At 37.9% G+C, this 26,156-nt stretch carries 26 protein-coding genes; 15 read left to right on the forward strand and 11 right to left on the reverse strand.

From position 1 onward, the window contains the following. Positions 1-105: 105 nt before the first annotated feature. Entirely contained in the window at positions 106-1,500 is a 1,395-nt protein-coding gene (gene hisS, locus ACZZZW_RS03050; protein ID WP_463492239.1) for a histidine--tRNA ligase, read from the forward strand. A gap of 376 nt (positions 1,501-1,876) precedes the next feature. Here the strand turns inward: hisS and ACZZZW_RS03055 are convergent, their stop codons facing one another. Continuing rightward, positions 1,877-2,608 (reverse strand): class I SAM-dependent methyltransferase, encoded by a 732-nt coding sequence (locus ACZZZW_RS03055; protein ID WP_463492240.1) that lies wholly within the window; start codon positions 2,606-2,608, stop codon positions 1,877-1,879. 174 nt (positions 2,609-2,782) lie between these two features. On the opposite strand from ACZZZW_RS03055, the gene ACZZZW_RS03060 reads away from it, so the two are divergent. Continuing rightward, positions 2,783-3,046 (forward strand): hypothetical protein, encoded by a 264-nt coding sequence (locus ACZZZW_RS03060; RefSeq protein ID WP_463492241.1) that lies wholly within the window; start codon positions 2,783-2,785, stop codon positions 3,044-3,046. Further along, positions 2,994-4,082 carry an MFS transporter gene (locus tag ACZZZW_RS03065; protein ID WP_463492242.1) on the forward strand — a complete coding sequence of 363 codons (1,089 nt, stop codon included), beginning with the start codon at positions 2,994-2,996 and terminating at the stop codon, positions 4,080-4,082. Before ACZZZW_RS03060 ends, ACZZZW_RS03065 begins: the two co-directional genes overlap by 53 nt. 195 nt (positions 4,083-4,277) lie before the next feature. On the opposite strand, the gene ACZZZW_RS03070 is transcribed toward ACZZZW_RS03065, so the two are convergent. Continuing rightward, entirely contained in the window at positions 4,278-4,658 is a 381-nt protein-coding gene (locus ACZZZW_RS03070; RefSeq protein WP_055909375.1) for a VOC family protein, read from the reverse strand. Between the two features lie 118 nt (positions 4,659-4,776). Here ACZZZW_RS03070 and ACZZZW_RS03075 point away from each other — a divergent pair, with 118 nt between their 5' ends. The 5 genes from ACZZZW_RS03075 to ACZZZW_RS03095 all read left to right on the forward strand — a co-directional run bounded on the left by ACZZZW_RS03075 (position 4,777) and on the right by ACZZZW_RS03095 (position 10,576). Next, positions 4,777-6,057: a replication-associated recombination protein A gene (locus ACZZZW_RS03075; RefSeq protein WP_463492243.1), complete on the forward strand. Its 1,281-nt coding sequence runs from the start codon at positions 4,777-4,779 to the stop codon at positions 6,055-6,057. A 65-nt stretch (positions 6,058-6,122) separates the two neighbouring features. Then, a complete protein-coding gene (locus ACZZZW_RS03080) occupies positions 6,123-7,595 on the forward strand; it encodes a DUF5687 family protein (RefSeq protein WP_055909369.1) in 1,473 nt (490 codons plus the stop codon). Between the two features lie 2 nt (positions 7,596-7,597). After that, a complete protein-coding gene (locus ACZZZW_RS03085; protein ID WP_055909365.1) occupies positions 7,598-8,290 on the forward strand; it encodes an ABC transporter ATP-binding protein in 693 nt (230 codons plus the stop codon). Positions 8,291-8,467: 177 nt separating this feature from the next. Further along, positions 8,468-9,145 (forward strand): YiaD family glycine zipper/OmpA-like lipoprotein, encoded by a 678-nt coding sequence (locus tag ACZZZW_RS03090; protein WP_200912303.1) that lies wholly within the window; start codon positions 8,468-8,470, stop codon positions 9,143-9,145. Between the two features lie 354 nt (positions 9,146-9,499). Further along, positions 9,500-10,576: an IS110 family RNA-guided transposase gene (locus tag ACZZZW_RS03095; RefSeq protein ID WP_463492244.1), complete on the forward strand. Its 1,077-nt coding sequence runs from the start codon at positions 9,500-9,502 to the stop codon at positions 10,574-10,576. A gap of 920 nt (positions 10,577-11,496) precedes the next feature. Here ACZZZW_RS03095 and ACZZZW_RS03100 read toward each other — a convergent pair. Beyond that, positions 11,497-11,847, reverse strand: a complete 351-nt coding sequence (locus ACZZZW_RS03100) for a hypothetical protein (RefSeq protein ID WP_463492245.1) — start codon at positions 11,845-11,847, stop codon at positions 11,497-11,499. A 104-nt stretch (positions 11,848-11,951) separates the two neighbouring features. On the opposite strand from ACZZZW_RS03100, the gene ACZZZW_RS03105 reads away from it, so the two are divergent. From ACZZZW_RS03105 to ACZZZW_RS03115, 3 genes are read left to right on the forward strand one after another with little or no spacing between them, the layout of a single operon-like run. Next, positions 11,952-12,977, forward strand: coding sequence for a Gfo/Idh/MocA family oxidoreductase (locus ACZZZW_RS03105; RefSeq protein WP_463492246.1), 1,026 nt, complete (start codon positions 11,952-11,954; stop codon positions 12,975-12,977). Positions 12,978-13,036: 59 nt separating this feature from the next. Next, positions 13,037-13,813 (forward strand): M90 family metallopeptidase, encoded by a 777-nt coding sequence (locus ACZZZW_RS03110; protein WP_055909345.1) that lies wholly within the window; start codon positions 13,037-13,039, stop codon positions 13,811-13,813. A 15-nt stretch (positions 13,814-13,828) separates the two neighbouring features. Then, positions 13,829-14,719 carry a DUF6263 family protein gene (locus ACZZZW_RS03115; RefSeq protein WP_463492247.1) on the forward strand — a complete coding sequence of 297 codons (891 nt, stop codon included), beginning with the start codon at positions 13,829-13,831 and terminating at the stop codon, positions 14,717-14,719. Between the two features lie 73 nt (positions 14,720-14,792). Here ACZZZW_RS03115 and ACZZZW_RS03120 read toward each other — a convergent pair whose 3' ends face one another. The 5 genes from ACZZZW_RS03120 to ACZZZW_RS03140 all read right to left on the reverse strand — a co-directional run bounded on the left by ACZZZW_RS03120 (position 14,793) and on the right by ACZZZW_RS03140 (position 18,785). After that, positions 14,793-15,779, reverse strand: coding sequence for an alpha/beta fold hydrolase (locus tag ACZZZW_RS03120; protein ID WP_055909339.1), 987 nt, complete (start codon positions 15,777-15,779; stop codon positions 14,793-14,795). 141 nt (positions 15,780-15,920) lie between these two features. Continuing rightward, a complete protein-coding gene (locus ACZZZW_RS03125; RefSeq protein ID WP_055909335.1) occupies positions 15,921-16,778 on the reverse strand; it encodes a DUF4097 family beta strand repeat-containing protein in 858 nt (285 codons plus the stop codon). Positions 16,779-16,781: 3 nt separating this feature from the next. Further along, positions 16,782-17,156 carry a GntR family transcriptional regulator gene (locus ACZZZW_RS03130; RefSeq protein ID WP_055909332.1) on the reverse strand — a complete coding sequence of 125 codons (375 nt, stop codon included), beginning with the start codon at positions 17,154-17,156 and terminating at the stop codon, positions 16,782-16,784. Beyond that, positions 17,157-17,954 carry a hypothetical protein gene (locus ACZZZW_RS03135; protein ID WP_055909330.1) on the reverse strand — a complete coding sequence of 266 codons (798 nt, stop codon included), beginning with the start codon at positions 17,952-17,954 and terminating at the stop codon, positions 17,157-17,159. 3 nt (positions 17,955-17,957) lie between these two features. After that, positions 17,958-18,785 carry an ABC transporter ATP-binding protein gene (locus ACZZZW_RS03140; RefSeq protein ID WP_055909328.1) on the reverse strand — a complete coding sequence of 276 codons (828 nt, stop codon included), beginning with the start codon at positions 18,783-18,785 and terminating at the stop codon, positions 17,958-17,960. Positions 18,786-19,036: 251 nt separating this feature from the next. Here ACZZZW_RS03140 and ACZZZW_RS03145 point away from each other — a divergent pair, with 251 nt between their 5' ends. Genes ACZZZW_RS03145 through ACZZZW_RS03155 form a run of 3 tightly spaced genes read left to right on the forward strand, consistent with a single transcriptional unit; the run spans position 19,037 to position 21,553 of the window. Continuing rightward, positions 19,037-19,432, forward strand: a complete 396-nt coding sequence (locus tag ACZZZW_RS03145) for a DoxX family protein (protein WP_055909326.1) — start codon at positions 19,037-19,039, stop codon at positions 19,430-19,432. Continuing rightward, positions 19,432-20,424 (forward strand): aldo/keto reductase, encoded by a 993-nt coding sequence (locus tag ACZZZW_RS03150; protein WP_369800163.1) that lies wholly within the window; start codon positions 19,432-19,434, stop codon positions 20,422-20,424. The genes ACZZZW_RS03145 and ACZZZW_RS03150 overlap by 1 nt, the downstream gene beginning before the upstream one ends. Positions 20,425-20,473: 49 nt before the next feature. Beyond that, positions 20,474-21,553: an NADH:flavin oxidoreductase/NADH oxidase gene (locus ACZZZW_RS03155; RefSeq protein ID WP_463492248.1), complete on the forward strand. Its 1,080-nt coding sequence runs from the start codon at positions 20,474-20,476 to the stop codon at positions 21,551-21,553. A 146-nt stretch (positions 21,554-21,699) separates the two neighbouring features. On the opposite strand, the gene ACZZZW_RS03160 is transcribed toward ACZZZW_RS03155, so the two are convergent. The 3 genes from ACZZZW_RS03160 to ACZZZW_RS03170 form a co-directional block, all read right to left on the reverse strand. Beyond that, the gene (locus ACZZZW_RS03160) at positions 21,700-22,332 is read right to left on the reverse strand and encodes a hypothetical protein (RefSeq protein WP_463492249.1); all 633 of its coding nucleotides are present in this window, start codon (positions 22,330-22,332) and stop codon (positions 21,700-21,702) included. A gap of 246 nt (positions 22,333-22,578) precedes the next feature. Next, positions 22,579-24,891: a TonB-dependent receptor gene (locus ACZZZW_RS03165; RefSeq protein WP_055909316.1), complete on the reverse strand. Its 2,313-nt coding sequence runs from the start codon at positions 24,889-24,891 to the stop codon at positions 22,579-22,581. Positions 24,892-25,001: 110 nt separating this feature from the next. Then, positions 25,002-25,334 carry a hypothetical protein gene (locus ACZZZW_RS03170; RefSeq protein ID WP_055909314.1) on the reverse strand — a complete coding sequence of 111 codons (333 nt, stop codon included), beginning with the start codon at positions 25,332-25,334 and terminating at the stop codon, positions 25,002-25,004. Positions 25,335-25,492: 158 nt separating this feature from the next. Here ACZZZW_RS03170 and ACZZZW_RS03175 point away from each other — a divergent pair, with 158 nt between their 5' ends. Then, positions 25,493-26,065, forward strand: coding sequence for a TlpA family protein disulfide reductase (locus ACZZZW_RS03175; RefSeq protein ID WP_055909311.1), 573 nt, complete (start codon positions 25,493-25,495; stop codon positions 26,063-26,065). The last annotated feature ends 91 nt before the right edge of the window (positions 26,066-26,156 follow it).

The following is a 26,156-nucleotide window of genomic DNA, read 5'->3' on the forward strand; positions in this document are numbered from 1 at the left end:
AATCAGTTAACATTGGCAGTTTACAATTAGCATCTGCAAGTTTATTTAATATTACATTTAAAAACCTGATCGGTTTAAACCTTACATTTTTGTACTTTTGCGGCTATGTCAGTTATTAAACCCTCATTAGCTAAAGGTACCCGCGATTTTACTCCGGTTGAAATGGTAAAACGCAATTTTATTTATGATACCATTAAAACGGTTTTCAGGAAATATGGTTATGCAGAAATCCAGACCCCAAGCTTCGAAAATCTCTCTACTTTAACCGGTAAGTATGGCGACGAAGGCGATAAACTGATTTTTAAAATTCTAAATAGCGGTGAGTATCTTAAAGATCCTAAAAAAAAATCTTTCGATTTCGCTGAAGATGACAATAGCAATAAGCTTATTCCCTTAATCTCTGGAAAAGCCCTCCGTTACGATTTAACTGTGCCTTTTGCACGCTATGTAGTAATGCACCAGCACGAAATTACATTACCTTTTAAACGTTTTCAGGTGCAACCCGTATGGCGGGCCGATCGACCGCAAAAAGGCCGTTATCGCGAGTTTTATCAATGCGATGTAGATGTAGTAGGATCTGAAAGTTTGCTGAACGAAGCCGAATTTATTTTAATCTACAATGAAGCTTTGAGCAAATTGGGACTAAAAGATTTTACAATAAAAATTAACAACCGTAAAATTTTATCTGGCATCGCTGAAATTATTGGCAAACCAGATTTAATTATCGATATGACTGTTGCCATTGATAAACTGGATAAAATTGGTTTGGATGGAGTAAGTAAAGAACTTATTGAGCGTGGTTTTACTGAAACTGATTTAGAAAAACTCCGTCCGGTAATTTTACTGGAAGGCCGTAACGAAGAAAAAATAGCCAGTTTAAAAGATGTATTGGCAGAATCTGAAACAGGTTTAAAAGGTATAGCAGAAATTGAGCAGGTTTTTGAATATGTAGAAAGTCTGATTTCTTATGGCTTGCCACTAACCGCTAAATTGGAACTCGATATTACATTGGCTCGGGGCTTAAACTATTATACCGGCTGTATTTTCGAAGTTAAAACCAACGAAGTAGCCATGGGCAGTATTGGCGGTGGCGGTAGATACGATGATTTAACAGGAATGTTTGGGTTAAAAGATTTAACCGGAGTTGGTGTTTCTTTCGGGGCCGACCGCATTTACGATGTATTGGAAGAACTGAACCTTTTCCCTGCCACTACAGAAGTTGGTACAAAAGTATTGATTAGCAACTTCGATGCAGAAGCTGAAAAATATGCTTTGCCAATTGTTCAACAATTAAGAAATGCAGGTATTTCTGCCGAATTATACCCAAGTGCAGCGAAATTGAAAAAACAGATGGCTTATGCTGATGCGAAAAAAATCCCTTATGTGATATTAATCGGAGGAGATGAAATTGCCAGTGGCGAACTTACCCTAAAAGATATGCAAAGTGGTGAGCAGAAAAAACTGACTGTTTTAGGTATTCTGGAGTTGCTAAAAGATTAATTAACCACAGAGAACATAGAGTTTAATAACTATCCTAACTGGAAATTAACTCAGTGTTTTCTGTGCCTTACCTCTGTTCTCTCGGTGGTAAAAACTGACTGTTTTAGGTTCTTTAAAGTTGGCTAAAAGATTAATTAACCACAGAGAACATAGAGGTTAATAAATATTCCGCCTGGAAATAACTCAGTTTTTTCTGTGCCTTACCTCTGTTCTCTCGGTGGTAAAAACTAACTGTTTTAGGTATTATTGAATTATTGAAATAGTTCTTTGATTTTTACCGCAAAGAACATGGAGGACTTCGCCAAGAAGCGCAGAGTACTGATAATATCCAGCTTTGCGATCATTGTATTTTTCTTCTTTTGCTTTGTGGTTAAACTTACCTCCCAATACGAAATAAAACCGGAAAGTGAACACCTTTCTCGGCATCATTGCCCCAGGCTTCTTTAAGTTCAGTAAACATATACTCCAATGGATTACGGTCATTGGCTTTTTTATAGTGCTGCAAGGATGACCAGGTATTTAAATAGCCAATTAATTGGTTAAAATTCCAGGTAGTTTTAATTTGGAAATGAGGTGCAGCAATTTCTTCAAAAGGGAAAGGGATTGTTTTATAACCCTCCTCAATATATCGCCGTTCGCTGTCCCAATACTTGCCTAAAATGTCCTCATAAAGCTTATGTACCGCTTTATCAACTTTTTTATCAATAAACATGATGCCGTAGCCAATTACTGCGAAAAGGCCATCAGGTTTTAAGGTTCTCTTAACTTCTGCATAAAATGCTTCAAAATTAAACCAATGGATGGCTTGTGCAACAGTAATCAAGTCGAAAGTATTGTCGGCTACCGAAGTTTGTTCTGCAGGTTCAACTTTGTAAGTGATATTTGGAAGTTGTAAAGCATTTTTTAACTGATTCTCACTAATATCTGTTGCGTAAACAGCCGTAAAATGATTGGCCAATATACGCGCAACCTGCCCATTTCCTGTGGCACAATCCCAAGCTGCATCCTTGTTTTTTACTAAAGTGAATAAATATTCATACAGCTCCTGCGGATAAGTTGGTCTGTATATCGCATATTCTGCTGATTGTGAAGAAAAATTATCTTTCATTTTATTATGATTGAGTGTTGATGAAAGAAGGAGTAAATAACATCAGAATGAAAATAACTTCGCTCTTTCTTTATAAAAATATCATATTTTTGATTAACAACCGGTATTGATTTAAGTTTCATTTCTGGCGGTACAAACTCGGTTAGTCCAATTTTCTCACCAATAATTCACCATATGGAAAAAACATCAAATCAGAACGAAATCAAAGGTGTAGAATACCGCTTGAAATCAATCTTTGGTGGTTCAGTGGGTAACCTTGTAGAGTGGTACGATTGGTACACCTATTCGGCTTTTGCCCTTTACTTTTCTCCAGCATTTTTCCCGAATAGCAACCCAACAGCACAATTATTGGATACCGCCGGAATTTTTGCCGTAGGTTTTTTTAATGCGGCCTATTGGTGGTTGGTTGTTTGGGAGTATTGCCGACAAATTGGGTAGGAAAAAATCAATGACGCTTTTTGTGCTCATTATGGCGATAGGCTCACTAATTATTGGCTTAACGCCAGGCTACAAACAGATTGGTATTGCCGCTCCATTATTGCTGATTTTTGCCAGGTTAATTCAAGGCTTGAGTACCGGTGGAGAATACGGAACCTCAGCAACTTACTTGAGTGAAATGGCTACCAAAAAACACCGTGGCTTTTACTCCAGTTTTCAATACGTTACGCTAATCGGCGGACAATTGTTGGCTTTAGGCATTCAGCTCATTTTACAAAACTGGTTACTTACGCCTGCCGAACTGCACGATTGGGGCTGGCGCATTCCTTTTTTTATTGGGGCTATACTCTCTTTTATCGCTTTGTATCTGCGCAGGCATATAGACGAAACTGCTGCATTTAAAAACAAAAGCTCGGCAGATAAAAAAGGCGGTATAGCGGTATTGTTAAAATACCCAAAAGAAGTTTTTACCGTAGTAGGCTTAACCTTAGGCGGAACAATCGCATTTTACACGTTTAGTACTTATATGCAGAAATTCCTGGTAAATACAGTGCACCTTACCAAGGAAACTTCTACCACATTATCCTTTATCTCGTTACTGGTTTTTGCCATTCTGCAGCCTTTATTTGGTTTACTATCCGATAAAATAGGCCGCAAACCCTTATTGATCGGCTTTGGTGTACTAGGTACTTTATGTACTTATCCAATTTTAAATGGATTGGCAGGCGAAACAAATACCACAATCATTTTTTTATTGATGATCGGTGCTTTAATTATTGTAAGTGGTTATACCAGCATTAATGCTGTAGTTAAGGCAGAGCTGTTTCCTGCCGAAATCAGGGCTTTAGGCGTAGGTTTGCCTTATGCTTTAACTGTTGCCATTTTCGGTGGCACGGCAGAATATTTTGCCTTGTGGTTTAAAAATATAGGGCACGAAAGTTATTTTTATTGGTATGTAACCGGATGTATTTTAATCTCGTTGATTTTGTACACAACCATGAAAGATACCAAACACCATTCGAAAATAGAGGATTAGATTTTGAAGCATAATTCCCTAGTAACGTCATTCCGAACTTGATTGGCTATCTTAATGCAAGTAAAGGATGGGATGAAAAAACTTAGTAGCAAATTACTCAGTATTGTAATGCGCATTATGATTCCCACTTGCGTGGAAATGACGCTGAATAATTTCCTTGTCAATCAGTGTCTCCGTGGCAAAAAAACTGCTTGGTTACAAGTAATTACTCACTTCAATTAAATTCATATCCGGATCGCGAAGGTAAATGGATGTAATTTTTCCATTTGCGCCTGTCCGTTCCACAGGTCCTTCTTCAATTTCGATGCATTTTTCTTTAAGTTCCTGCATTACTTCACGTAGTGGAAAATCGGTAATAAAACATAAATCGGCCGTTCCGGGCATGGGTTTAAAGGCTTTAGGCTCAATTTCGCTTCCGTATTGGTGAAGGTTAATTTTTTGATCGCCAAATTTTAAAGCTTTTCTGTTTTCGCCAAACTCAATAATTTCCATTCCCAGGGCAAGGCTGTAAAATTTGCATGTGCTTTCTAAATTGGCAACTGTTAGTACAAGGTGATCTAAGTTTTTAATGTCCATAATATTAAATTAGAACTAAAGCAGCTGTCCTTTTGTTTTAGCCAGGAGCAAGTGCTGTCGATATTTGGTTAGTAAATAATCGACAAACAAAATACTCAATTTTTATATATTTACCATTATGCAAAACCTGCCTCCATTAGCCGAACGTATGCGCCCTCAAAATCTTGATGAATATGTTGGTCAACAGCATCTGGTTGGAGAAGGAGCAGTTTTACGTAAAGCAATAGAAAGCAGTCAACTGCCGTCCATGATTTTTTGGGGTCCGCCAGGCGTTGGCAAAACAACTTTAGCCTATATCATTTCGCAGGCATTAGATCGCCCTTTCTTTAATTTGAGTGCCATAAATAGTGGTGTAAAAGATATTCGAGAAGTAATTGACCGTGCGGCGCAGTTAAAAGACAGCTTTTTGGGTTTGCCAATTCTATTTATCGATGAGATTCACCGTTTCAGTAAATCGCAGCAAGATAGCTTGCTCGGTGCGGTAGAGCGGGGCTTAGTTACACTAATTGGTGCAACAACCGAAAATCCATCTTTCGAAGTCATTTCCGCATTACTTTCCCGCTGCCAGGTATACATTTTAAAGTCTTTAACAGAAACCGAACTGGTTGTTTTATTGCAAACGGCCATTAAAAAAGATATAATACTTGCAGAGAAAAAAATAACGATAAAAGAGCACGAAGCTTTAATCCGATTATCTGGTGGCGATGCGCGAAAATTATTAAACGTACTCGAAATTGCCATCAACGGTATTGGCGGAAATAAAATTGTGCTCACCAACGAAAATGTGCTGGCACACGCACAGCAGAACCTTGCCTTGTATGATAAAGCCGGAGAACAGCATTACGATATTATTTCGGCATTTATAAAATCTATCCGTGGAAGCGATCCCAATGCGGCGGTTTACTGGCTGGCGCGGATGATAGAAGGTGGCGAAGACCCGCTGTTTATTGCACGCAGGTTATTGATTTTATCTTCAGAAGATATTGGTAATGCCAACCCAAATGCCTTATTATTGGCCAATAACTGTTTTACCGCAGTAAATGTAATCGGTTATCCCGAGGCACGGATAATTCTTTCCCAATGTGTAACCTATTTGGCCAGTTCGCCTAAAAGTAATGCATCATACGAAGCCATTAATAAAGCGCAGGCTTTGGTTAAACAAACGGGCAATTTACCTGTACCCTTGCATATCCGTAATGCACCTACCAAACTGATGAAAAATATCGGTTATGGAAAAGATTATCAGTATTCGCATGGCTATGAAGGAAATTTTTCTCCACAGGAATATTTTCCTGATGAATTAAGTGGTACTAAACTTTACGATCCGGGTAAAAATGCCGCAGAAGAGAAGCTGAGAGAAAAACTTAGGCAAAACTGGAAAGACAAATACAAATATTAGTGTAACATTTTCTGCATAATGCATACTAATAGGTATATTGACTAAATCAAACATCTAAACTAAATATGCTGAGTACTTTTTTAAGCCATCAAAGAAAATCATTTTGGCGTTCGCGGAACCGTGGCAGTAGTATAGCCGGACAGGTTGTTTTGGGGTTTTTTATGCTCTATTTTTTTATTTTGGCGCTTGGGGCAGGTTTCGGAATGTCTCATCTGCTGAATTACTTTTTTCCTGATCAGGATGTAATAAAAAGCTTCAACGGCATTATTCTTTTTTACTTCGCATTCGATTTTATTATGCGTTTGCAATTTCAGGAACTACCAACACTTAGTATAATACCGTATCTCCACCTTCGGATAAAAAGAAGTAAGATTATTAGATTTTTGAATGTTAAAGCCCTCTTTTCGGTGTTTAACCTTTGGCCGTTCTTTATCTTTCTTCCGTTCTTTTTTATTAAAATTCTGCCTCTATATGGTGGCCTGGTTACATTGATGTACATTGTGGCGATATTTTCGGTAATGATTTTTAACAATTACCTCGTGCTGTATATTAAGCGCAAATCGATTACCAATACCCTTTATACTTTTGTTGGCCTAGTGGTTATCGCCGCATTTGCAGCCCTGGAATATTATAAGGTAATTTCGATTATGGCCGCTTCTGATTTTGTGTTCAGGGCCATTGCTGCCCATCCGGTATATGCATTTGGTTTCACCATCGCTGCGGTTGCCATATTTTTCGTTAACACTAATTTTTTACGTAAAAATTTATATGTAGAAGAGTTAAGCAAAAAGCAAGAGAAAAAAGGAAGTACCGATTATGCTTTTCTTAACCGTTTTGGAAAAGTAGGCGAGTTGGCCGCGCTTGAATTGAAATTAATTCTCCGCCACAAAAGGCCACGTTCTGCAGTCATTCTTGGTTTCTTTTTCCTTTTTTATGGATTTATCTTCTACAAAGAAAAAGCAATAAATACTGATTCGTTTGGGCAGATGATGTTTGGCGCAATCTTTATGACGGGGGTATCCATCATTATTTATGGGCAGTTTATGTTTGCATGGCAAAGTGCCCATTTCGACGGGATATTGGCCAATAAAATTAACTTTAAAGATTACATTAAAGCTAAATTCCTGCTTTTTACCATCGGCTGCACCATTATTACCCTATTGGCCAGTTTTTATGGCTTTTTAAGTCCAAAATTGCTGTTATTACACCTGGCGGCATATTTATACAATATCGGTTTCGGAACGGTGGTGGTGCTTTATCTGGCCACTTTGAATTATAAAAGACTGGATATTACAAAAGCAGCAAGTTTTAATTACCAGGGCACAGGAGCTACGCAATGGCTTTTAATGTTTCCTTATGCACTAACTCCAATTTTAATGTATGTACCATTTGGCATGTTAAATAAACCTTATTGGGGTTTGGCGGTAGTGGGCATTTTTGGCCTTGCCATGTTATTTCTGCGTGGGTTTTGGGTAAACTACATTGCAAAACGACTTGAAAAACAACGATATAAAATAGCCGAAGGCTTTAGAGAATAATTATGATTTTAGAAGTTAAGAATTTACAGAAAGTTTATGGCGATAAAACCGTTGTAAACATCGAAGATTTGCAGATTGCTGCCGGCGAAACTGTTGGTTTAGTGGGGAATAACGGCGCTGGTAAAACCACTTTCTTCAGGATGCTTTTAGATTTAATCCGCCCCACAAATGGCGAAGTTTTATCAAAAGGTGAAAACGTAATGCAAAGCGACAATTGGAAAAATTACACCGCATCGTTTTTAGATGAAGGTTTCCTGATCGATTATTTGACGCCCGAAGAATATTTTATATTTATCGGTAGTTTACATAGCATGAGCATTGCCGATGTTTCTGCATACCTACAGCAGTATAATGAATTTTTTAATGCAGAAATTCTGAACAGTGGCAAATACATCCGCGATTTTAGTAAAGGAAACCAGGTTAAAGTTGGTATAGCTGCTGCACTGATGCAGAAGCCCGAAATCTTAATCTTAGATGAACCCTTCGCCAACCTTGACCCAACAACGCAAATCCGCTTGAAGAAACTTTTGAAAGACCAGGCAGGAAACATGACCACTTTTATTTCCAGTCATGATTTAAATCACGTTACAGATGTTTGCAGTAGGATTGTACTGGTAGAAAAAGGACAGGTAATCAAAGATTTTAAAACAGACGAGAATACATTAAAAGAATTGGAGAGTTATTTCTCTGCTTAGTTTTTTGTACTAAGAATGATACATTATCAAAGAGTTACCATAAACAGGGGCTCTTTTTTTATGCTTAATGTACGGGTTTGTGGCAATATTCGTTCAAAATGTATATAAAATGTAGTTTAGGTGGTTTTTGGCATTGTGTTTGAATAGCACGAGTAGAAATTATAAATGTAAATTATTATGAGTATTTCAAGAGTAAGAATAGCGACATTAAGTATAGGATTAGCAGTAGGTTCGATGGCATTCCAAAGTTGTGATAGTTTAACTAAAACACAAAAAGGAGCTGGTATCGGTGCTGCAGCTGGTGGTGTTATTGGTGCATTAATCGGTAAAAAAGCCGGTAATACAGCAGTTGGTGCTTTAATTGGTGGTGCTATTGGCGGTACAGCGGGAGCTTTTATCGGCCGTAGAATGGACAGGCAGGCAGCTGAAATCCAGAAAGCTATTCCTAATGCAGAGGTTATTCGTGAGGGAGAAGGAATTATCGTAAAATTTGATAGTGGTATTTTATTCGATTTTGATAAAACGGCTTTGAAAGATGCAGCTAAAACAAATATCCAGAGTTTAGCTTCTTCATTGAACCAATACCCTGATACAGATATCAAAATTATTGGCCATACCGATAGCCGTGGTACAGAGCAATATAACATGGGCTTATCAGAAAGAAGAGCAGCAGCAGTTAAAGCTTATGCAGTTTCTCAAGGTGTTCCATCATCAAGGTTAGTTACCATTGGTAAAGGTTTTGCAGAGCCAATTGCAGATAACGAAACTGATGCAGGCCGTGCAGCAAACCGTCGTGTAGAAATTGTTATCGTTGCTAACGATGCATTAAAAGCGAGCGCACAAAAACAAGGATAATATCGCAATTTCCCTCTACCTATGAGGTCATTATAAATGCAGCCCCGGTGTACATCCACCGGGGTTTTTTGTTTATGAGTCGTCAACTTTCTCGCAAACCTGCTATTCAAGTTGATAACTCTTTAAAATATGTATTGTTGAAATTATTAGATAAGCCACTTAATAATTCTATTTTTTTTGAAAATCAGGTTCCTGTGTTTATCGGTTAGGGTAGTCCTGCTATCCACTTCAAGCCTTCACTTCATTACGGGCTTTCCGTTGCTATCAGTATCTATGTAATAAAAGTGATCTTAGTTCGAGTGGTCTTTTGCAAGCCACAATAGTTAAATTTATATAAACAAGAGAACTAAGATCATGACAAATTTAGCAGAAAAATTAGATTTTAGCGGTCACACGATAAGTTGCGGTATCGACGTGCACCTTAAAAGTTGGACTGTTTCCCTTTACCTGGGGAAGCAGTACCTTAAAAGTTTTGTTCAGTCTCCTCCCTCTGTTGAGGGCCTGCGGAATTTTCTTTTAACCAGTTATCCTAAGGCGAATTATGAATGTGCCTATGAGAGTGGATTCTGTGGATTTTGGATACAGCGTGCTTTTGCTGCCCTATCGATAAGCTGCATTGCTGTGAATGCAGCAGATGTTCCCAGGACTGATAAGAGTACAAAGAACAAGAATGACAGAAATGATTCCCGGCGAATAGCAGAGGCGCTTCAGGCTGGCCAGCTGGAAGGTGTTTATGTTCCTGATCCTGAGCTGGAGGCGGATCGACAACTTGTACGCCTTAACGAGCGCTACAGTAATGACCTCACCCGGGCAAAAAACAGGATAAAGGGGCTTCTGCGCCTGATGGGTATTGAAATACCCCATAGATTTGCGAAGGCCAACTGGAGCAATGCATTTGTGGACTGGTTAAAACAGGTTAGCTGTGGGGAGTCGAGCATCAGAGTTGTGTTGGACAGGCAGCTCTCGATAATGGAAACCATCAGAGCTCAGAAACTGGATACCTTAAGGGAGATACGCAAGCTTATGCACAAGGTACGTTATCAAAATATTTCCAGACTGCTCTGCTCAATACCGGGTATAGGGCCTGTAACAGCAGCTGTGCTGATTGTAGAAATCGTTGATATTACCCGCTTTGAGAAATCAGATAGGCTCAATTCATTTGTCGGGTTATGCCCAATGCAGCACTCCTCAGGTGAGGACGATAGAAAAGGAAGTATAACAACCAGACAGCACCGCAGGCTCAGGTATTTACTTGTGGAGTCTGCCTGGGCAGGGATAAGAACAGATCCGGCTCTAACCCTGTGCTACAGCAAATGGTCTGCAAGGATTGGCTCCCGCAGGGCTATAATCAAAGTAGCCAGGAAGTTATTACAAAGGATAAGACATGTCTGGATTCATTCGGTACCATATGCGCCGGGTCTGGTTAAATAAAAAAATAAACTAGCTGTAAAGATATGATAGACTGCTTTCTAAACCTTGCGGGTCAACCTGCTTTAATCAGTGTGCGGCTATCTTTAAACTTGAGTATTAATAAATACCTGCGGCAAATTAATGACCGCTAATAGGAGGATATAGCTAAGTTTTTAATACTTTTATAAAAAACAGCTTCTGAGAGGCATTAATTTAAATTCTAGATAGCGCTAATTCTCAGGGCAAGGGCATTATTTTGCTCATTAAAAAGGAAAAGCTTTCAAAGCCACTGAAAAAAGAGGTTTATTCATAGGAGGTTTAGCTAACCTAGGGTACTGCACACTACTCCGGCCGCCCTGCAACCTCAAATAGCACCACTAAAAGAATTACTTAAACGGGATTGAAGCGGCATCCTCCCGATCCCGATTCTTCATCGGGTGGGGAGATATAGCAAAAAGCCCGGCTACCATTAAAAAATGCAGGTGGCTTTGCTTTCCAAAACTTTGATCAAGTCGAAGGAGAACAAGGTGACAAACTTTAAATGGAGATAACATATTTTTTTTGAAAATCAGGTTCCTGTGTTTATCGGTTAGGGTAGTCCTGCTATCCACTTCAAGCCATCACTTCATTACGGGCTTTCCGTTGCTATCAGGTTTAGCTAACCTAGGGTACTGCACATTATTCCGACCGCCCTGCAACCTCAAATATCACCACTAAAAGAATTACTTAAACGGGATTGAAGCGGCATCCTCCCGATCCCGATTCTTCATCGGGTGGGGAGATATAGCAAAAAGCCTGGCTACCATTAAAAAATGTAGATGGTTTTGCTTTCCAAAAAAACCTGGTTCATGTAGGGGGAGAACAGAGTGACAAATTATTAGATAAGCCACTTAATAATTTTATTTTTTTTGAAACAGGAAGATCTGAGCGTAGGATAGGAGTTAATCTTCAGAATAAATATCCTCAAAATAGCTCACCACAAGCGATTTCATTAACATTTCCTGTTCAAGCATGGTGTAAGGAGGAATAGCTTTGATCAATTTCCAGTGCGGCCAGCCGTCCTGATCAAGACCTTCTAATTCATAAAAACCCATTTCGCTTAATAAGCGGCAGGTAGCAATATGCATCAGCTCTTCTTTTTGACGTTTGCTATATTTCTTCGGCCCTTTGCCCAATTCCTGTACACCAATAAGGAAAAGCATTACTTTTAAATCAGGAAAATCCGAATCAAATTCAGTAGAAATCCTTTCCTGTAAAACTTTCCACTTGGCATTAATCTCCGATGGCTTCATGTGTACAAAGATAGTGTAAAATGGTGTAAGGCTTAAGTAAAAGCTTTACGGTTTTAACATTAAAGCTTGAATGATAAATGTATTTTTAGTTACATTTATAATCTATGGATACGAATATCAATAAAACAATTAATGCAGGTTTATTAGCTTACGGCATGTCGGGTAAGGTTTTTCATGCACCATTTTTACAGGCACACAGCGGTTTTAATTTAAAAGCGATTGTAGAGCGAAGCCAGAAAAATGCGGTAAATGATTACCCAAATATTACAAGTTATAATAGTGTTGATGAACTTTTAAATGATGAGGAAATAGAATTAGTGGTAATTAATACCCCGAATAATTTACATTACGAGCATTCCAAAGCGGCTTTAGCCAAGCATAAACACATTTTAGTAGAAAAGCCTTTTACCGCTACAGTGGCACAGGCCAAAGAACTTTTTGAATTGGCCGATAGTATTGGCAAACAGATTTTCTTTTATCAAAACCGCCGCTGGGACAGCGATTTTACCTCGGTTAAAAAAGTTTTAGAAAGCGGTAAACTTGGTAAACTCAATGAAATGCATTTACGCTACGATCGTTACCGTAATGTAATCGGACCGAAAGCTTTTAAAGAAAATCCGGTTGAGGCAAGCGGACTTTTATACGATTTAGGTCCGCATCTATTGGATCAGGTCATCAGTTTATTTGGCAAGCCGCTAAGTTTCCATAAAATTTTAGGTAAAAATAGGGTAGGAACCCTGGTTGATGATTATTTTTCCATCCAGTTGAGTTATCCGGATAGTGTACAGGTTTTTGTTACCTCGAGCATGTTGGTGGTAGATCCTCAGGCTGCTTTTGTGCTGCACGGTGTTAATGGTAGTTTTATTAAGCAAAGAGCCGATAGCCAGGAAGAACAATTGTTGGCGGGTATGAAACTTAGCGACGAGGGTTACGGAATTGAGGCCGATGGTAAAGAGGGTTCGTTAACCACCATTGATGCCGATGGAAATAAGACAGCGGAAATTATCCAATCGGAGGTAGGAAGTTATCTGCCGCTGTTCGAAGCCATTTATCAGGCGATAATTAACAATAAACCCTATCCGGTTACCCGCGAAAATGTTTTAACCCAATTAGAAATTATCGAAAGCTAGGCACTATTGTGCCATCTGTTAAATCTGTGTAATTACTATAAACCCGTGTAATCCCTTTTATGAATTCCCTTCCATTTGCCTACCTGATCCCGATTTTTCTGATTGCCCTTTACCTCATCCTTAAAAAGAAAAAGGTTGTTGTTGATCCATTAACAGATGTGGACAAGAAAATATTGGATGATTATGTGGGCTATTACCACAATCTCGATTCGACGGATAAACTTCGGTTTGAACAAAAAGTAGCTTCATTTTTTAGTACCGTTAAAATTGAAGCAGTAGGGTTGGAAATGACCACCTTAGATGAATTATTGATTGCCTCCAGTGCGGTGATTCCGATTTTTGGCTTCGACGACTGGCAATACAAAAACTTAACAAGCGTTTTATTGTATCCGGATACTTTTAACAAAGATTTTCAGTTTGAAGAAGGTGGAGAAAGAAATATTATGGGCATGGTGGGAACGGGTTACATGAACGGGCAGATGATTTTATCGCGTTCTGCACTTCGCCATGGTTTTTCTAAAAGTGCCGGAAAAGAAAATACAGCAATACATGAATTTGTACATCTTTTAGATAAATCGGATGGTGCAACGGATGGCGTACCTGAAAATTTAATTGCCCACGAATATACTTTGCCTTGGGTTAAAATGATGCATGAGGAGATGCAAAAAATCGAAGATAACAAATCGGATATTAATCCTTATGCCATCACCAATGAGGCAGAATTTTTTGCTGTGGTTTCAGAATATTTCTTTGAAAAACCTGAACAGTTAAGAGATAAACATCCCGAACTTTATTTTCAGTTAAGCCGCATTTTTGCGCAACAGCCTGCAGGGTAAAATGATAATTATCAAATGAAAATAGTAACAACAATTATTTGTGGGCTGATCTCAATCAGTGCCTTTGCGCAAAAGACTTATGTATTGAAGCAAAATTATCCGACTGGTTATAAATACGATTTTTCTATTACTTCTGATCAGATCATTAACCAGAAAATTGATGCACAGGAAATACATTTAACTCAAAATATTGGTACAGATTATACTTTTGACATAACTGAAGGCCATAGTGGTGAAAAGGATGTTAAGGTAACGTATAACAGGATTTTTATGAAATCTGTTGGTATGGGGAATATGTTGACCTACAATTCGGATGACCAGGACAGTACCATGAAAAATCCATTTGGAGGTTTAAAGGGGGCAACATTTTATATGATTGTTACACCTAATGGAAGTATTAAATCAGTAGCCGGAATTGATAGTATGCTTAACAATATGGCGAAAAAAATGAGTACAGATAGCAATAAGGTTGAGCAGATTAAAGCGGCTTTAAATAAGCAGTTTAGTATGGATATTGTAAAACAGACGATGGAGTCGTCATTTAAAATTTATCCGGAAAGAGCTGTTAAAATTGGCGACAGTTGGACGGTTGATACCAAAATGCAAATGAGCATGCCAATTGAGACCATTACGCAGTATACTTTAAAAGAAGTGAAAGATGATATTGCCACATTGAGCGTGAAGGGAACATTGGTATCTAAAGGAATTTTTGAAATGATGGGCAATAAAACGGAAACTGATTTAAGTGGAACCAACTCTGGAGAAACGCTCCTTAATATTAAAACTGGTATTGTGCTTAACAGCCACCTAAGGGTTGAGCTCTACGGCAAAATGAAATCAATGGGTAAAGATATTGATTTCGAAATGCAGGGCATTAATAAGATTGTAGGGAAAGAGATTAATTAATTTATTTAGACCGAGGCCTCGCAGGTTAATCCGGAGTTTGCCGTTTAAAAACCTGCGAGGTCTTTTTATGAAGTTACAAGCTTCCCGTTAAAGCCACCAAAAATTCTGTCGGGATTTCAATATGCGGGATGTGTCCGCAGGCATCAAACTCTATAATTTTAGCTCCAATAATTTTGGCTGCCGTTTGCTTTCCTAAAAGTCGGTATTGCCCATGCAATGCTTGTTGATCGGGTGTAAGCAACCCTTTTCCAACGATGGTTTTATCTTCTTTACCGATAAATAAAACGGTAGGTACTTTTAAATTCTGAAATTCATATACAACTGGCTGCTCATAAATCATGGTGTAAGTTAGTGCCGCAACTTTTGCCCATCGTGGATAGTCGGCGCTATTGGTTACGCCGCCTGCAATATTTACCAGGTATTCGTATTCCGGTTTCCAATAGGTAAAGTAAGATCCCTGATAATATTTCCGAACACTCTCTGCAGTGGTTTTAAGTTCGGTTTGGTATTGTTGTGCTGTTGTAATGTAAGGAATAAATGTTTTGTAATCCTCCAGTCCGATTGGGTTTTCGAGCAGCAGTTTTTCTGTTGTTTCGGGGTACATTAAAGCAAAACGCGTGGCCAGCATCCCGCCCATGCTATGGCCTAAAACTACTGTTTTTCGAATGCCAAGGGTGTCCAGCAATTTTTTGTTCCAGGCGGCCATTTGGTGGAAACTGTAATGAATATATGCTTTAGATGATTTACCAAAGCCAATTTGATCGGGTACAATAACGCGGTAGCCTACATTGGTTAAAGCTTTAATTACGTTTGTCCAATAATATCCCCCAAAATTTTTTCCATGAAACAGGATGGCTGTTTTTCCATTTGCATTGGCCGTTGGCGCAACATCCATATAAGCCATTTTTACATCCTGCCCCTCAGTATTGATCGGGAAATATTTAACAGGGTAAGGATATTTAACATTATCCAAAGTAATAGATAAAGTATCTGTTTTTTGTGCGTGTACTTGGCTAAAAACGAACAGGCATAGGGCAAATAAAAAAAAGTATCTCTTCATAATGGGGGTAATGATATTAAAACTAAAAAAGCTAATTGACCCAAGTTAAACTTTTGCCAATTAGTTAGCTTAAAAATCATGCCCTTTTTTACAATAATTAGGTTAATTTTTAAATGTTATTTATCCATTCAGGCAAAATCACTATTTAATTATTTGCTTTAAATTAACCATAGGTATTTGGATCGTTGTTTCGTCAGAGAGCATACCCTTAGCGTTTTTAATCTTGATGTGCTGGAAATTAACTTCATTTTTACCCATACTATTTAATATAAGCGAATCTATTGGGGCTACATTTTTGTTTTCCTCATTTTGAAATTCTGCATTTGCATTTTTTAAGTTTAGATTTAAATTCCCTATTGTAGTATTATTTACAGTTAGGTGTCCGGTATTAATATTCACTTTCAAATTATTGATCTCCGCATCTTCAATCATTATGTTTGGTATTATTACATTTTGTTGTTTATCAAGGGTTTGCTTTAAAAGGTTCAGGTCTTTAATTTTCAAACCTGCTCCAAATCTGAAGTTTATGCCTTTTACAATTTCCACATTTAAACTTTCCTGATTCGCTGATAACTCATCAATCGATACATTATTAAAAGTGATACTATTCAGGTTTGGCGAGAAAATCAACAATGTTCCATATTGATATTTGCTTCTTTCTTTTAAAGAGATATGCAATTTCCCATCATTATCTATTTTATAATCAATATCTGGTGCAATACCTTTGGTTGCCTTAAACAAGAACTTATCACTGGCAATAATTTTTATGTTTAGAAATGATGATTCCGAACCGTTAATCACTACGTTATGAAATGCCTTGACCGGATATTTTTTAATGAACCGATCTAAATCACTATTAATATTTTCGGCTCCCATTAGCATTTTATTATACGTTTTGTCGTCGATGCGGTTCGCTTTGGCAATCAAAATCATTACTGTTAAAGGAACAATAAGTAGGGTAAGTGCTAACCCTATTAAAAGTTTATTGCTTGTTTTCATTTTTTAGGCGTTAAAGTTTTGTGATACAAAAGTTTGGTAGCGGGATTTCAGCTCGTCGAAATCAATTTCCAGCAGATAAATATTCCTGAACAGATTGGGCAATTCATCGTCTATAAAAGTTGTTTTACGATATTGTTTTACCTGATCGATTGTATTATCAGCCAGGAAAAAACCAATTCCCCTTTTGTTATTGAGAATATTTTTACTTTGAAGCAATTCGTAGGTACGCATTACTGTATTCGGATTAACTTCCATTTCTATTGCCATTTCCCTTACCGATGGAATTTTTTCGTCAGCTTTCCATTTACCCAACAATATTTGTTCGCAAACATACTCCGCTATCTGTAAGTAAATAGCCTTGTTATTATTAAACTCCATTTAGGCCTCCTTTTCTTTTAATCGTATAAATGAGATAAACCAGAATACCAGTGTTATTAATATGCTCATTAAACTTATTAAGAAATAAATATTTTGTTCATCCTGCCAATAATGGCTTCCCACCCAAACGGTGTTATCTGTTAATTTTTTTATGATAAAAATTGTCAGCGTAACCCAAATTACCCCAAATGCCATTACCGATATTGCCGTTTTAATGTAATGGAAGCTTTGGAAAAAAATAGATCCAAGTAAAAAAACTGCGTTGATTAAAAAGGGCACATAATAAAATTGAAGAAACTGCTTAACCGTAGGTGTAGAAAAGAAATATGCAAGGTTATCTATAACAACTTTTTTTCCATTGTAATCATTATAACTTGTTACTAGTGTATGAGTTGCCCTAATAGAAGAAACAAAAATAAGATCGGTTAAGTAGAAGCACAACAGGTAGCTTGGTAATGCAACTATTACAGTGTAAAAGATACCACATAAAAATTTTTCAATGGTGGATGCAGGTGTCAAAATGTTAATTATTGCTTTTGATTTTTGACCTAATTGCATAAAATAACTGTTTGCTATGATGCTTACGAAAAGCAAGCCTGTAATCAAAAACAGTGGATACCTGAAGTTCAATGTGTTAAAAGAAATATATTTTAGTCTTTCATCAGTTAAACTTATGGCATAAATGAAGGCTAAAATCCCGATTAATACACCAAAACTGATCAAATAAATTTTGCCAAAATCAAGCCATTGTCTTCTAAGCAATAAGCCAAATCGATTGATATTAAATGTGTTGTTCATCGCTTAACTGAATAAAGGTTTAAATTTGATTTTTTCTGCAAGTATGGCATTAAATAAAAGTTCCATATCCAGCTTGCTTTCCTCCTGGTGGTAGTTTGGCATTACGGCGTTATAACCAGAGAGCGAAGGTTCGGCGTATATAATACTATCATCAATTTCCTTCACTTTTTTGAAAGTTAACTTTGCCGTAATTTCTTCTACAGTAGCTTTGAGGGCAATGTCATTATCATCAAGCATAATCACCGTGTCGATTAGGTTATCCAGATCCCTCACCTGGTGTGTTGAAATGATAATGCAACGTTCATCTGTCATGGCCGAAGCCATAATTTTTCTAAACTGCGCCTTAGATGGAATATCCAAACCGTTTGTGGGTTCATCCATAATAACCAGTTTTGCTTGTGTAGCCAGTCCGAAAGCAATTATTACCTTTTTCTTTTGTCCATAACTCATATTAATAAGTTTCTGTTCAACCGGAATGTCGAATTCTTTTATCAGGTTAGCGAAATAAGCATGATCGAAGTTTTTGTAAAAAGGAGCATTAGCTTTTAAGTAAGCATCAATTTTCACGGATGGTAGATAAAACTCTTCAGGAATAAAACAGATTTGCTCCAAAAGTGCCGGTTGCCGTTTAGCAGGATTAAAACCCATTACCTCCAAACTGCCACTTTGCGCATAAACCAAACCAGCCAGGTTTTTTAGCAAGGTAGATTTACCTGCACCATTTTTACCAAGCAAGCCATAAATATGGCCGTTGCTTAACCGCATGCTCATATTTTTAAATAATGGCTTATGCTTGCTGTAGCCAAAATTAAGATTGTTAATGTTGATCATATCTACTGTATTAGTTAAATAATACACTAATGTATGATGTTGTTCGGTTATCTCCAAATTTTTGCCGAAAAAAGTTTCACGTTGGGTGGAGAGCGGCTGGCGTTTTTCATTTATACGTTAACCCTAAACGCTACACGCTTGGCGCTCTTCGCCATCTCCTCCGCCATTGGAAGGTAAAATATCCATTAAATAATGGTGCAATAAAACATCCTTAACTGGTAGATTGTATGTTTGTAAGAGATCGATAAACAATGGATACAAAATGGGCATACTTGCTTGGCCGTTTGGCAATAGGCATAAGTTTTTTTGGGCATGGCTTGGTGCGTTTGCCTAAACTTGCCGGTTTCAGCAGCTGGATGGTTGGGCAATTTTCTAAATCAATTCTGCCTGAAGCCCTGGTAATTCCCTTTAGCTATGTTTTGCCTGTTGCAGAATTTATGGCCGGGATACTTATTATTGTTGGCTTATTTACAAGGCAGGGATTGCTTTTAGCTGGGGCAGTTACTTTGGCACTTATTTTTGGCACCACCCTGATTGAAAACTGGGAAGCATTGCCATCTCAACTTTTGCATGTTGCATTTTTATCGGTGTTGTTGGCTTACTTACCGCATAACAGTTATGCGGTTGATAAAATCATAAAAAAATAATGATGGAATACAGAAAAATAGGAAATTCAGATTTAGAACTCTCGGTAATTACTTTTGGTGCATGGGCTGCTGGTGGTTGGATGTGGGGGAGTACGGATAGAAATGATGCCATAAACGCAATTAAAGCCGGATACGATTTAGGCGTTACCTCAATTGATACTGCACCAATTTACGGCCAAGGAGAAAGTGAAGAGATTGTAGGGGAGGCAATAAAAGGCATCTCACGCGATAAATTGCAACTGGTAACTAAATTTGGGATGCGGTGGGATTTGGCCAAAGGCGATTTCGGCTTTAAAAGTAAAAACAATGACGGAAAAGAAATCGATATCTATAAATATGCCGGTAAAGAGAGTGTAATTTATGAATGCGAACAATCCTTAAAGCGTTTAGGTACTGATTACATCGATCTGTATCAAATTCACTGGCCAGATGTTACAACACCTATTAATGAAACTTTTGAAGCGGTAAGCAGATTAATTGAGCAGGGTAAAGTACGTTATGCAGGAGTGTGCAATTACGATGTAGCACAATTAAAAGAAGCAGATCAAACGTTAACACTTGTATCAAACCAGATTCCATTTAGTATGGTAAACCGTGGTGTAGAGGATGAGATTGTTCCTTATTGCATCGAAAATAATAAATCAGTTTTAGCTTACAGTCCGATGGAACGGGGTTTGTTAACCGGAAAAATGACGGCAGATTATAAATTTGAAGAAGGCGATCACCGCCAGGGCAATAAATTCTTCTCACCAGAAAGCATTGAAAAAACAAATGCTTTTTTGGCTAAAATTAAGCCATTGGCCGATGAAAAAAATGCAACCCTATCTCAGCTGGTTTTACGTTGGACGGTTGAACAACCAGGCATTACCATTGCTTTGGTGGGTGCGAGAAATGAAAAACAAGCCATTCAGAATGCTGAGGCCATAAACGTAAAATTAAATGCTGAAGAAATTCAATTTATTGATACTGAACTGGCGCATGCTGATTTTTAATCCTCTGTTTATTTCTCTCTGCCCTTCGTGGTTAAAATATTAAAAAGATATGTCGAAATTATTTTCTCCTTTTACTATAAAGGATGTAACCTTAAAAAATAGATTAGTTATTTCTCCAATGTGCCAGTATTCTTCAATAGATGGCTTTGCAAACGATTGGCATTTGGTGCATTTAGGCAGCCGGGCTGTTGGTGGTGCCGGATTAATTATCCAGGAAGCTTCTGCAGTTACCGAAGATGGAAGAATTACTTATGCTGATTTAGGCATCTGGAAAGATGAGCATGTAGATAAATTGAAACAGATTGTTTCTTTTATTCACAACAATGGAGCAATTGCAGGCATTCAACTGGCACATGCAGGTAGAAAAGCAAGTTGCGAAGTGCCATGGAATGGCGGAGAGCAGATTGCCTCAGGCGGAAATAGCTGGAAACCTGTTGGTCCATCACCTATCCCTTTCAAACAAGGCCAGGTAGAGCCGCATGAATTAACGATTTCAGAAATTCAGGATATTGTATTTGCTTTCAGGGCTGCGGCAAAACGTGCTTTAGATGCTGGTTATAAAGTAGTAGAAATACATGCTGCACATGGTTATTTACTGCACGAATTTTTTAGTCCACTCAGCAATAAACGTACTGATATATATGGTGGTAGTTTCGAAAACCGCATCCGTTTGGTAATTGATGTGGTTGAAGCAGTACAATCGGTTTGGCCAGAAAATTTGCCGTTATTTGTGCGTATTTCGGCAACAGATTGGACAGAAGGCGGCTGGAATGAAAATGATTCATTGCAGTTGGTTGCAGTATTGAACGATCGTGGGGTGGATTTAATTGATACCTCTTCCGGCGGAAACGTACCTGATGCTTTCATTCCGGCGGGGCCTAATTATCAGGTTCCTTTTGCCGATAAAATCAGGAATGAAATTGGCATTTACACGGGTGCCGTTGGCATTATTGTAGAAGCCAACCAGGCTGAAGAAATTTTGGAACAAGGCAAGGCAGATCTCATTTTTATAGCCCGCGAATCGTTGCGTGATGCCTATTTCCCTACTCATGCCGCACAAGTACTTGGCGATGATACGGAATGGCCAAATCAATACGTGAGGGCTAGGCGGGAAACGGCTAAGAAATAACCCTGAATTGATTTCAATGTCTACTAACCCCAATCCTTTTTGAAGAAGCAATCTTAAAACTTGAGCTTATAGCAAGAGTTTTAAGATTGCTTTCTACTTCACAATGTGAACATTTTTCGAGATAAGCTACTTATTGCTGTGGTTCCTTAATAGAAAAATTTACTGGCATTTAAAATCGCTTTATCGTTATCCTGTAAAATACAGTTTGGATAAATCGTATAACCCGTCCACATTAAGGCCTGAGGATTTTCATTTGCTGGATGCGGCATCCCGAAAGCATGCCCCAATTCGTGGCCGGCACCACCAATCCATCTCGGAACAGCTTCGGTCATTTGTCCGGTTAATCCTTTAAGGTCATTTTCTGGCATGGCCGTAAAACCTGCTGCGCCTGCACCAGTTGTTCCTGCTGCATCTACATAGGTTAAATAAATGTATTTTGTTTCATCATAACTGCTTCCAAGTAAAGCTTTAGCATCATTTTTTGCATTAGAATAGAAATAAAATTGTGCATCACCTGTATTACCATTTTGTGCATTAAACCATGCGGCAGGATGCGAACTCTGCATCGTTTCTACCAGCATATTGCCATTTATATGAAAAGTTTTGTTGCTGCCCAATGTATTTTTATACCATGTTGTTAATTGAGTAATGCAGTTTCCGGCAGCATCTGTATATGCTTTATTTAGTGATCGATCTGATGGAACGATATAAATTACCCTCACACTTAAATTTGCCGGACTTGGATTTGGCCCTGTGAAAGTTGGGTTTTCAGGATCCATTTTGTCACTATTTTTAGAACAGGATATTAAACAAAATAGTATCAGTAGGCCTAATGCAAAGGTTTTAAAAGATGTTTTCATAGTAGGTTTTATTGGTTAACGATTGGTTTTATCTACTCTACTAACAGTCAATTGCTTAGATATGTTTGTTTTGTGATTTTACATGCTTTAAGGGAAACAAAAAAAAGTGCGACTAATCTTATCGACCAGTCGCGCTTTTGTTATTGAAGATTTTGCTGGTTTAAATTATTTTACCAGGGTAAAAGGAACATAAAGTCCGAATGTGATATTTCTTCCAGTGTTATAAACTCCTAAATTTGGGTTTTCCTGGTCAAAACGACCTGGTTTAAACCTGCTTAAAGCATCATAATATTTCTGATTTAACAAGTTGTTGGCTGATACCGATAATTTTACAGGTTGCTTGCCTAAATTAAATGTAGCACCAATGCCAGCATTTAACAATGTATAACCACTTGTGGGGGTTTCAAAAACATCATCAACACGGGTTTGCTTAAATGCAGAGTTAATACCAACCGATAGGTAAGCATCATTTGTTCCTTTAAGTTTAGGTTCAAAACGTAACTCATTTCTCAATGTTCCGGCAGGAATAAATGAAAGGGGCCTGTTTAAAGTATTGTTTTGAGCGTGTACATATCCAAATGTATTTTCGAAATGGATAAATGGAACCGGGTGAATGGTTAAACTTGCTTCAGCACCGTAAAGATTTGCATTTACCTGTCCGTAGCGGTAAACATCGAAAAGTGTACCGTCAACCTCGCGCTGTTCGCCATTATTTGATGCATAAATGTAGTTGTGGATGTAATTATTATAAATGCTGGCACTTGCACTAACAATTTTCCCTTCATATTCTAATGCTGCATCTATTTGGTAACTGCGTTCAGGACTTAAGGCCGAATTACCAATTTCGTATCTAAAAGTACCTTCATGCACACCGTTAGATCCTAACTCAGCAGGATTCGGGGCACGAAACGCACTACCAGCGTTAGCCTTAAAGTTAAGTTCATCATTAAATTGGTGCGTAAAACCCAGTGCGCCACTCACATTGGAAAATTTATTTTTAAATGGTGCAAAAAGTTCTTCTCCATCATCGAATAGTTGTTTTCCGTTGTTTTTTCTAAAATCGTAACGTGCACCGATGCTGAAAGTGTTGTTATCCCAGTTTTTCTTTGCAAAGGCGAAAACACCCAATCCAAACGTATCATACGCCGGAATTAAAAATTCTGTTCCTTTGTTTTGGCTATGGGCATCGTCTACACTTAGGCCAAATACTGGTTGCCATCCATTGGTTTCGTGGATATAGTATTTTAAATCTGCATTGTAGGTTTTTAGGTCAAAAAATAAAGCTGGATCTGGACCATCCAACTCCCGGCGTTGGTTTTGCTGATATCCAAAATCGGCTTTCAAGTTGCCATTTCCTATTATGAAATTGTTGTTTAAAGCAATTTTGTAGTGGCGAATATCCTGACGCGGATATGCTAAAGTGCGGCTTTTATTGTCGTCATTGGTAAATGGGCTGCCATCTTCTTTAACAAAATTTCCATTGTCATCAAGCGTTGGCTCATAAAAACCAATATTGTTGCGGAAGCTTGAAACGTTTAAATGTGTGTAGCCCCAACTTTTATTTAAGCCTACCATACCACTTAAGTCGGTTTCATTAAAACCAGAGTTAGGAAAATACCCTGTTGGTGTTTTAAAAGAATAGGCATTTTTATAGGTTCCGCGTGCTCTCCAAACAAAACCGTTTTCATTACCATTCAACATTAAAGAGTTGGCGCTTAAGCCATTGTTGGTTGAGTAATTGGTTATAAATTCACCTTTTATCTGTCCTTCGGGCGCAGAACTTGGCTCCAGTAAATTAATTACACCGCCAAGTGCGTCAGAACCATACATTAATGAAGCTGCGCCACGTAAAACCTCCACACGGTCTGATTTAAACTGATCGATTTCAATACCATGTTCATCACCCCACTGCTGTCCCTGTTGTTTAATTCCGTCATCCAAAGTTACAATTCTGTTGTAACCTAATCCCCTGATTACGGGTTTGGAAATGGATGGGCCGGTGGTAATTTGTGATACACCAGGAATTTTGGTCAGGGCATCGATTAAGTTGGTAGAAGGCTGAAGCAACTGATCTTTACCGATAACTGCCGAAGAAGCGCTATTTCGTTTACTTGTACTGCTGATTAAACTTCCGGTAATTACAATTTCCTTCGTTTCAATTGCGGTAGGTTGCAGCGCAAACTCCAATCCACCCGCATCGGCCAAATTTACTACTTTGGTTGCGGTTTTATAACCAACATAATGCACTTCTACTAAATAACTTCCTTTGGTTGGAAGGTTATTAATGACAAACTCGCCATCATTATTGGTAACGGCTGTAACTTTTAAATCGGGTATAAAAATGGTTGCACCAGGCAGTGTTTGTTTGGTACTGGCATCAATAACCTTACCTTTTATATCTTTCAGTACTGCAGCAAAAACGGTGCTGCTCAATAATGTATATAGAATTACCAAGCCAATAAGCTGTAATTTTTTCATGTTTTGTGTGTAAATAAAAATGATGGAAAGCCAAAACAATAGCTTGAATAAAGCTTGTTTCAGTTTTTCTTATAAATAATTGGTTCAGCGCGAATGCGCTACAAGAAAAATTAAGCTAAAGGGGGGCCGCGTAAGCAAGTACGCTTAATTTCGGTAAAGGCATTTTTCAATGTAGGCTCAGTACGGCTGAAAATTTTTGCCGATAAGAAAATCCTGTAAATGTGATGGGTTTGCACATAATTTTTCTCAAAGCTGGCATTACAGATTAAACAGGTATCGCCGTGCGACTGCACATGACTAACATGTTTACAATGCGCTTCTTTCGGAACAATTGGTGCTGCCGGATGATGATGAAGCACACTCCACGGAGTTAAGGCAATAGCAAATACGATCAGCATAAATGCCGACAAGTATTTCTTAATGTTTTGCTTGTGCTTTTTCAACAGTCCAAAAGTAGTAAATCCTAAGCAATTATATATATTTACAAAGTAACATTGTATTTATGATGTTATGACTGACGGTTTTATTAAAAGTTTAAAAGGAATTTAACCAATAGTAATATGTTCGCTTTATGGTTTGCATCAAATAAAATTGACTAATAATGAGGTTTGTTAGAAAGAACATTTTAAATGCTTTGTTTATCATTACCCTTTTGGTAATTGTTTTTGTGCCTGATGCAAAAGCCTTTTTCATTAAAGGATTAATAGAAGTAGGTTTTTATAAACCTGCTGTTGATGTACCGAAAGAAAACTTTACAAATCTTAACGGCATTCAGTTTAAAGATGCAAAAGGTAAAATTGTAGATCTCGGTGATTTAAAAGGAAAAGTAATTTTTATTAATTTCTGGGCAACCTGGTGCCCGCCATGCAGGGCTGAAATGCCATCAATCAGCAAATTGTATAATCAGTTTAAAGATGATAGGGATGTTGTTTTTATTTTTGCCGACGCAGATGGCGACCTTGTAAAATCAACCGGGTTTATGACCGAGCGGAAATATGCCATGCGTGTTTTTAAAGTAGAAAGTAATATTCCTGAAAAGCTATTCGCCGGATCTTTGCCCACAACCGTTATTTTTGATAAACAAGGAAGATTATCTTTTAAACATGAAGGTGTGGCTAATTATGCAGATAAAAAGTTTGTTGATTTCCTTAATAAATTAAAAAACGGCAATTAATAGGTCGTTTAAATCATAATTTGAATATTCTTGTAAAAACCATCCAATTAGCTAGAGAATGCAATAGATTGAATGACGGAAGGGTTAATCA

It is taken from the genome of Pedobacter sp. AC379 (assembly GCF_979258145.1).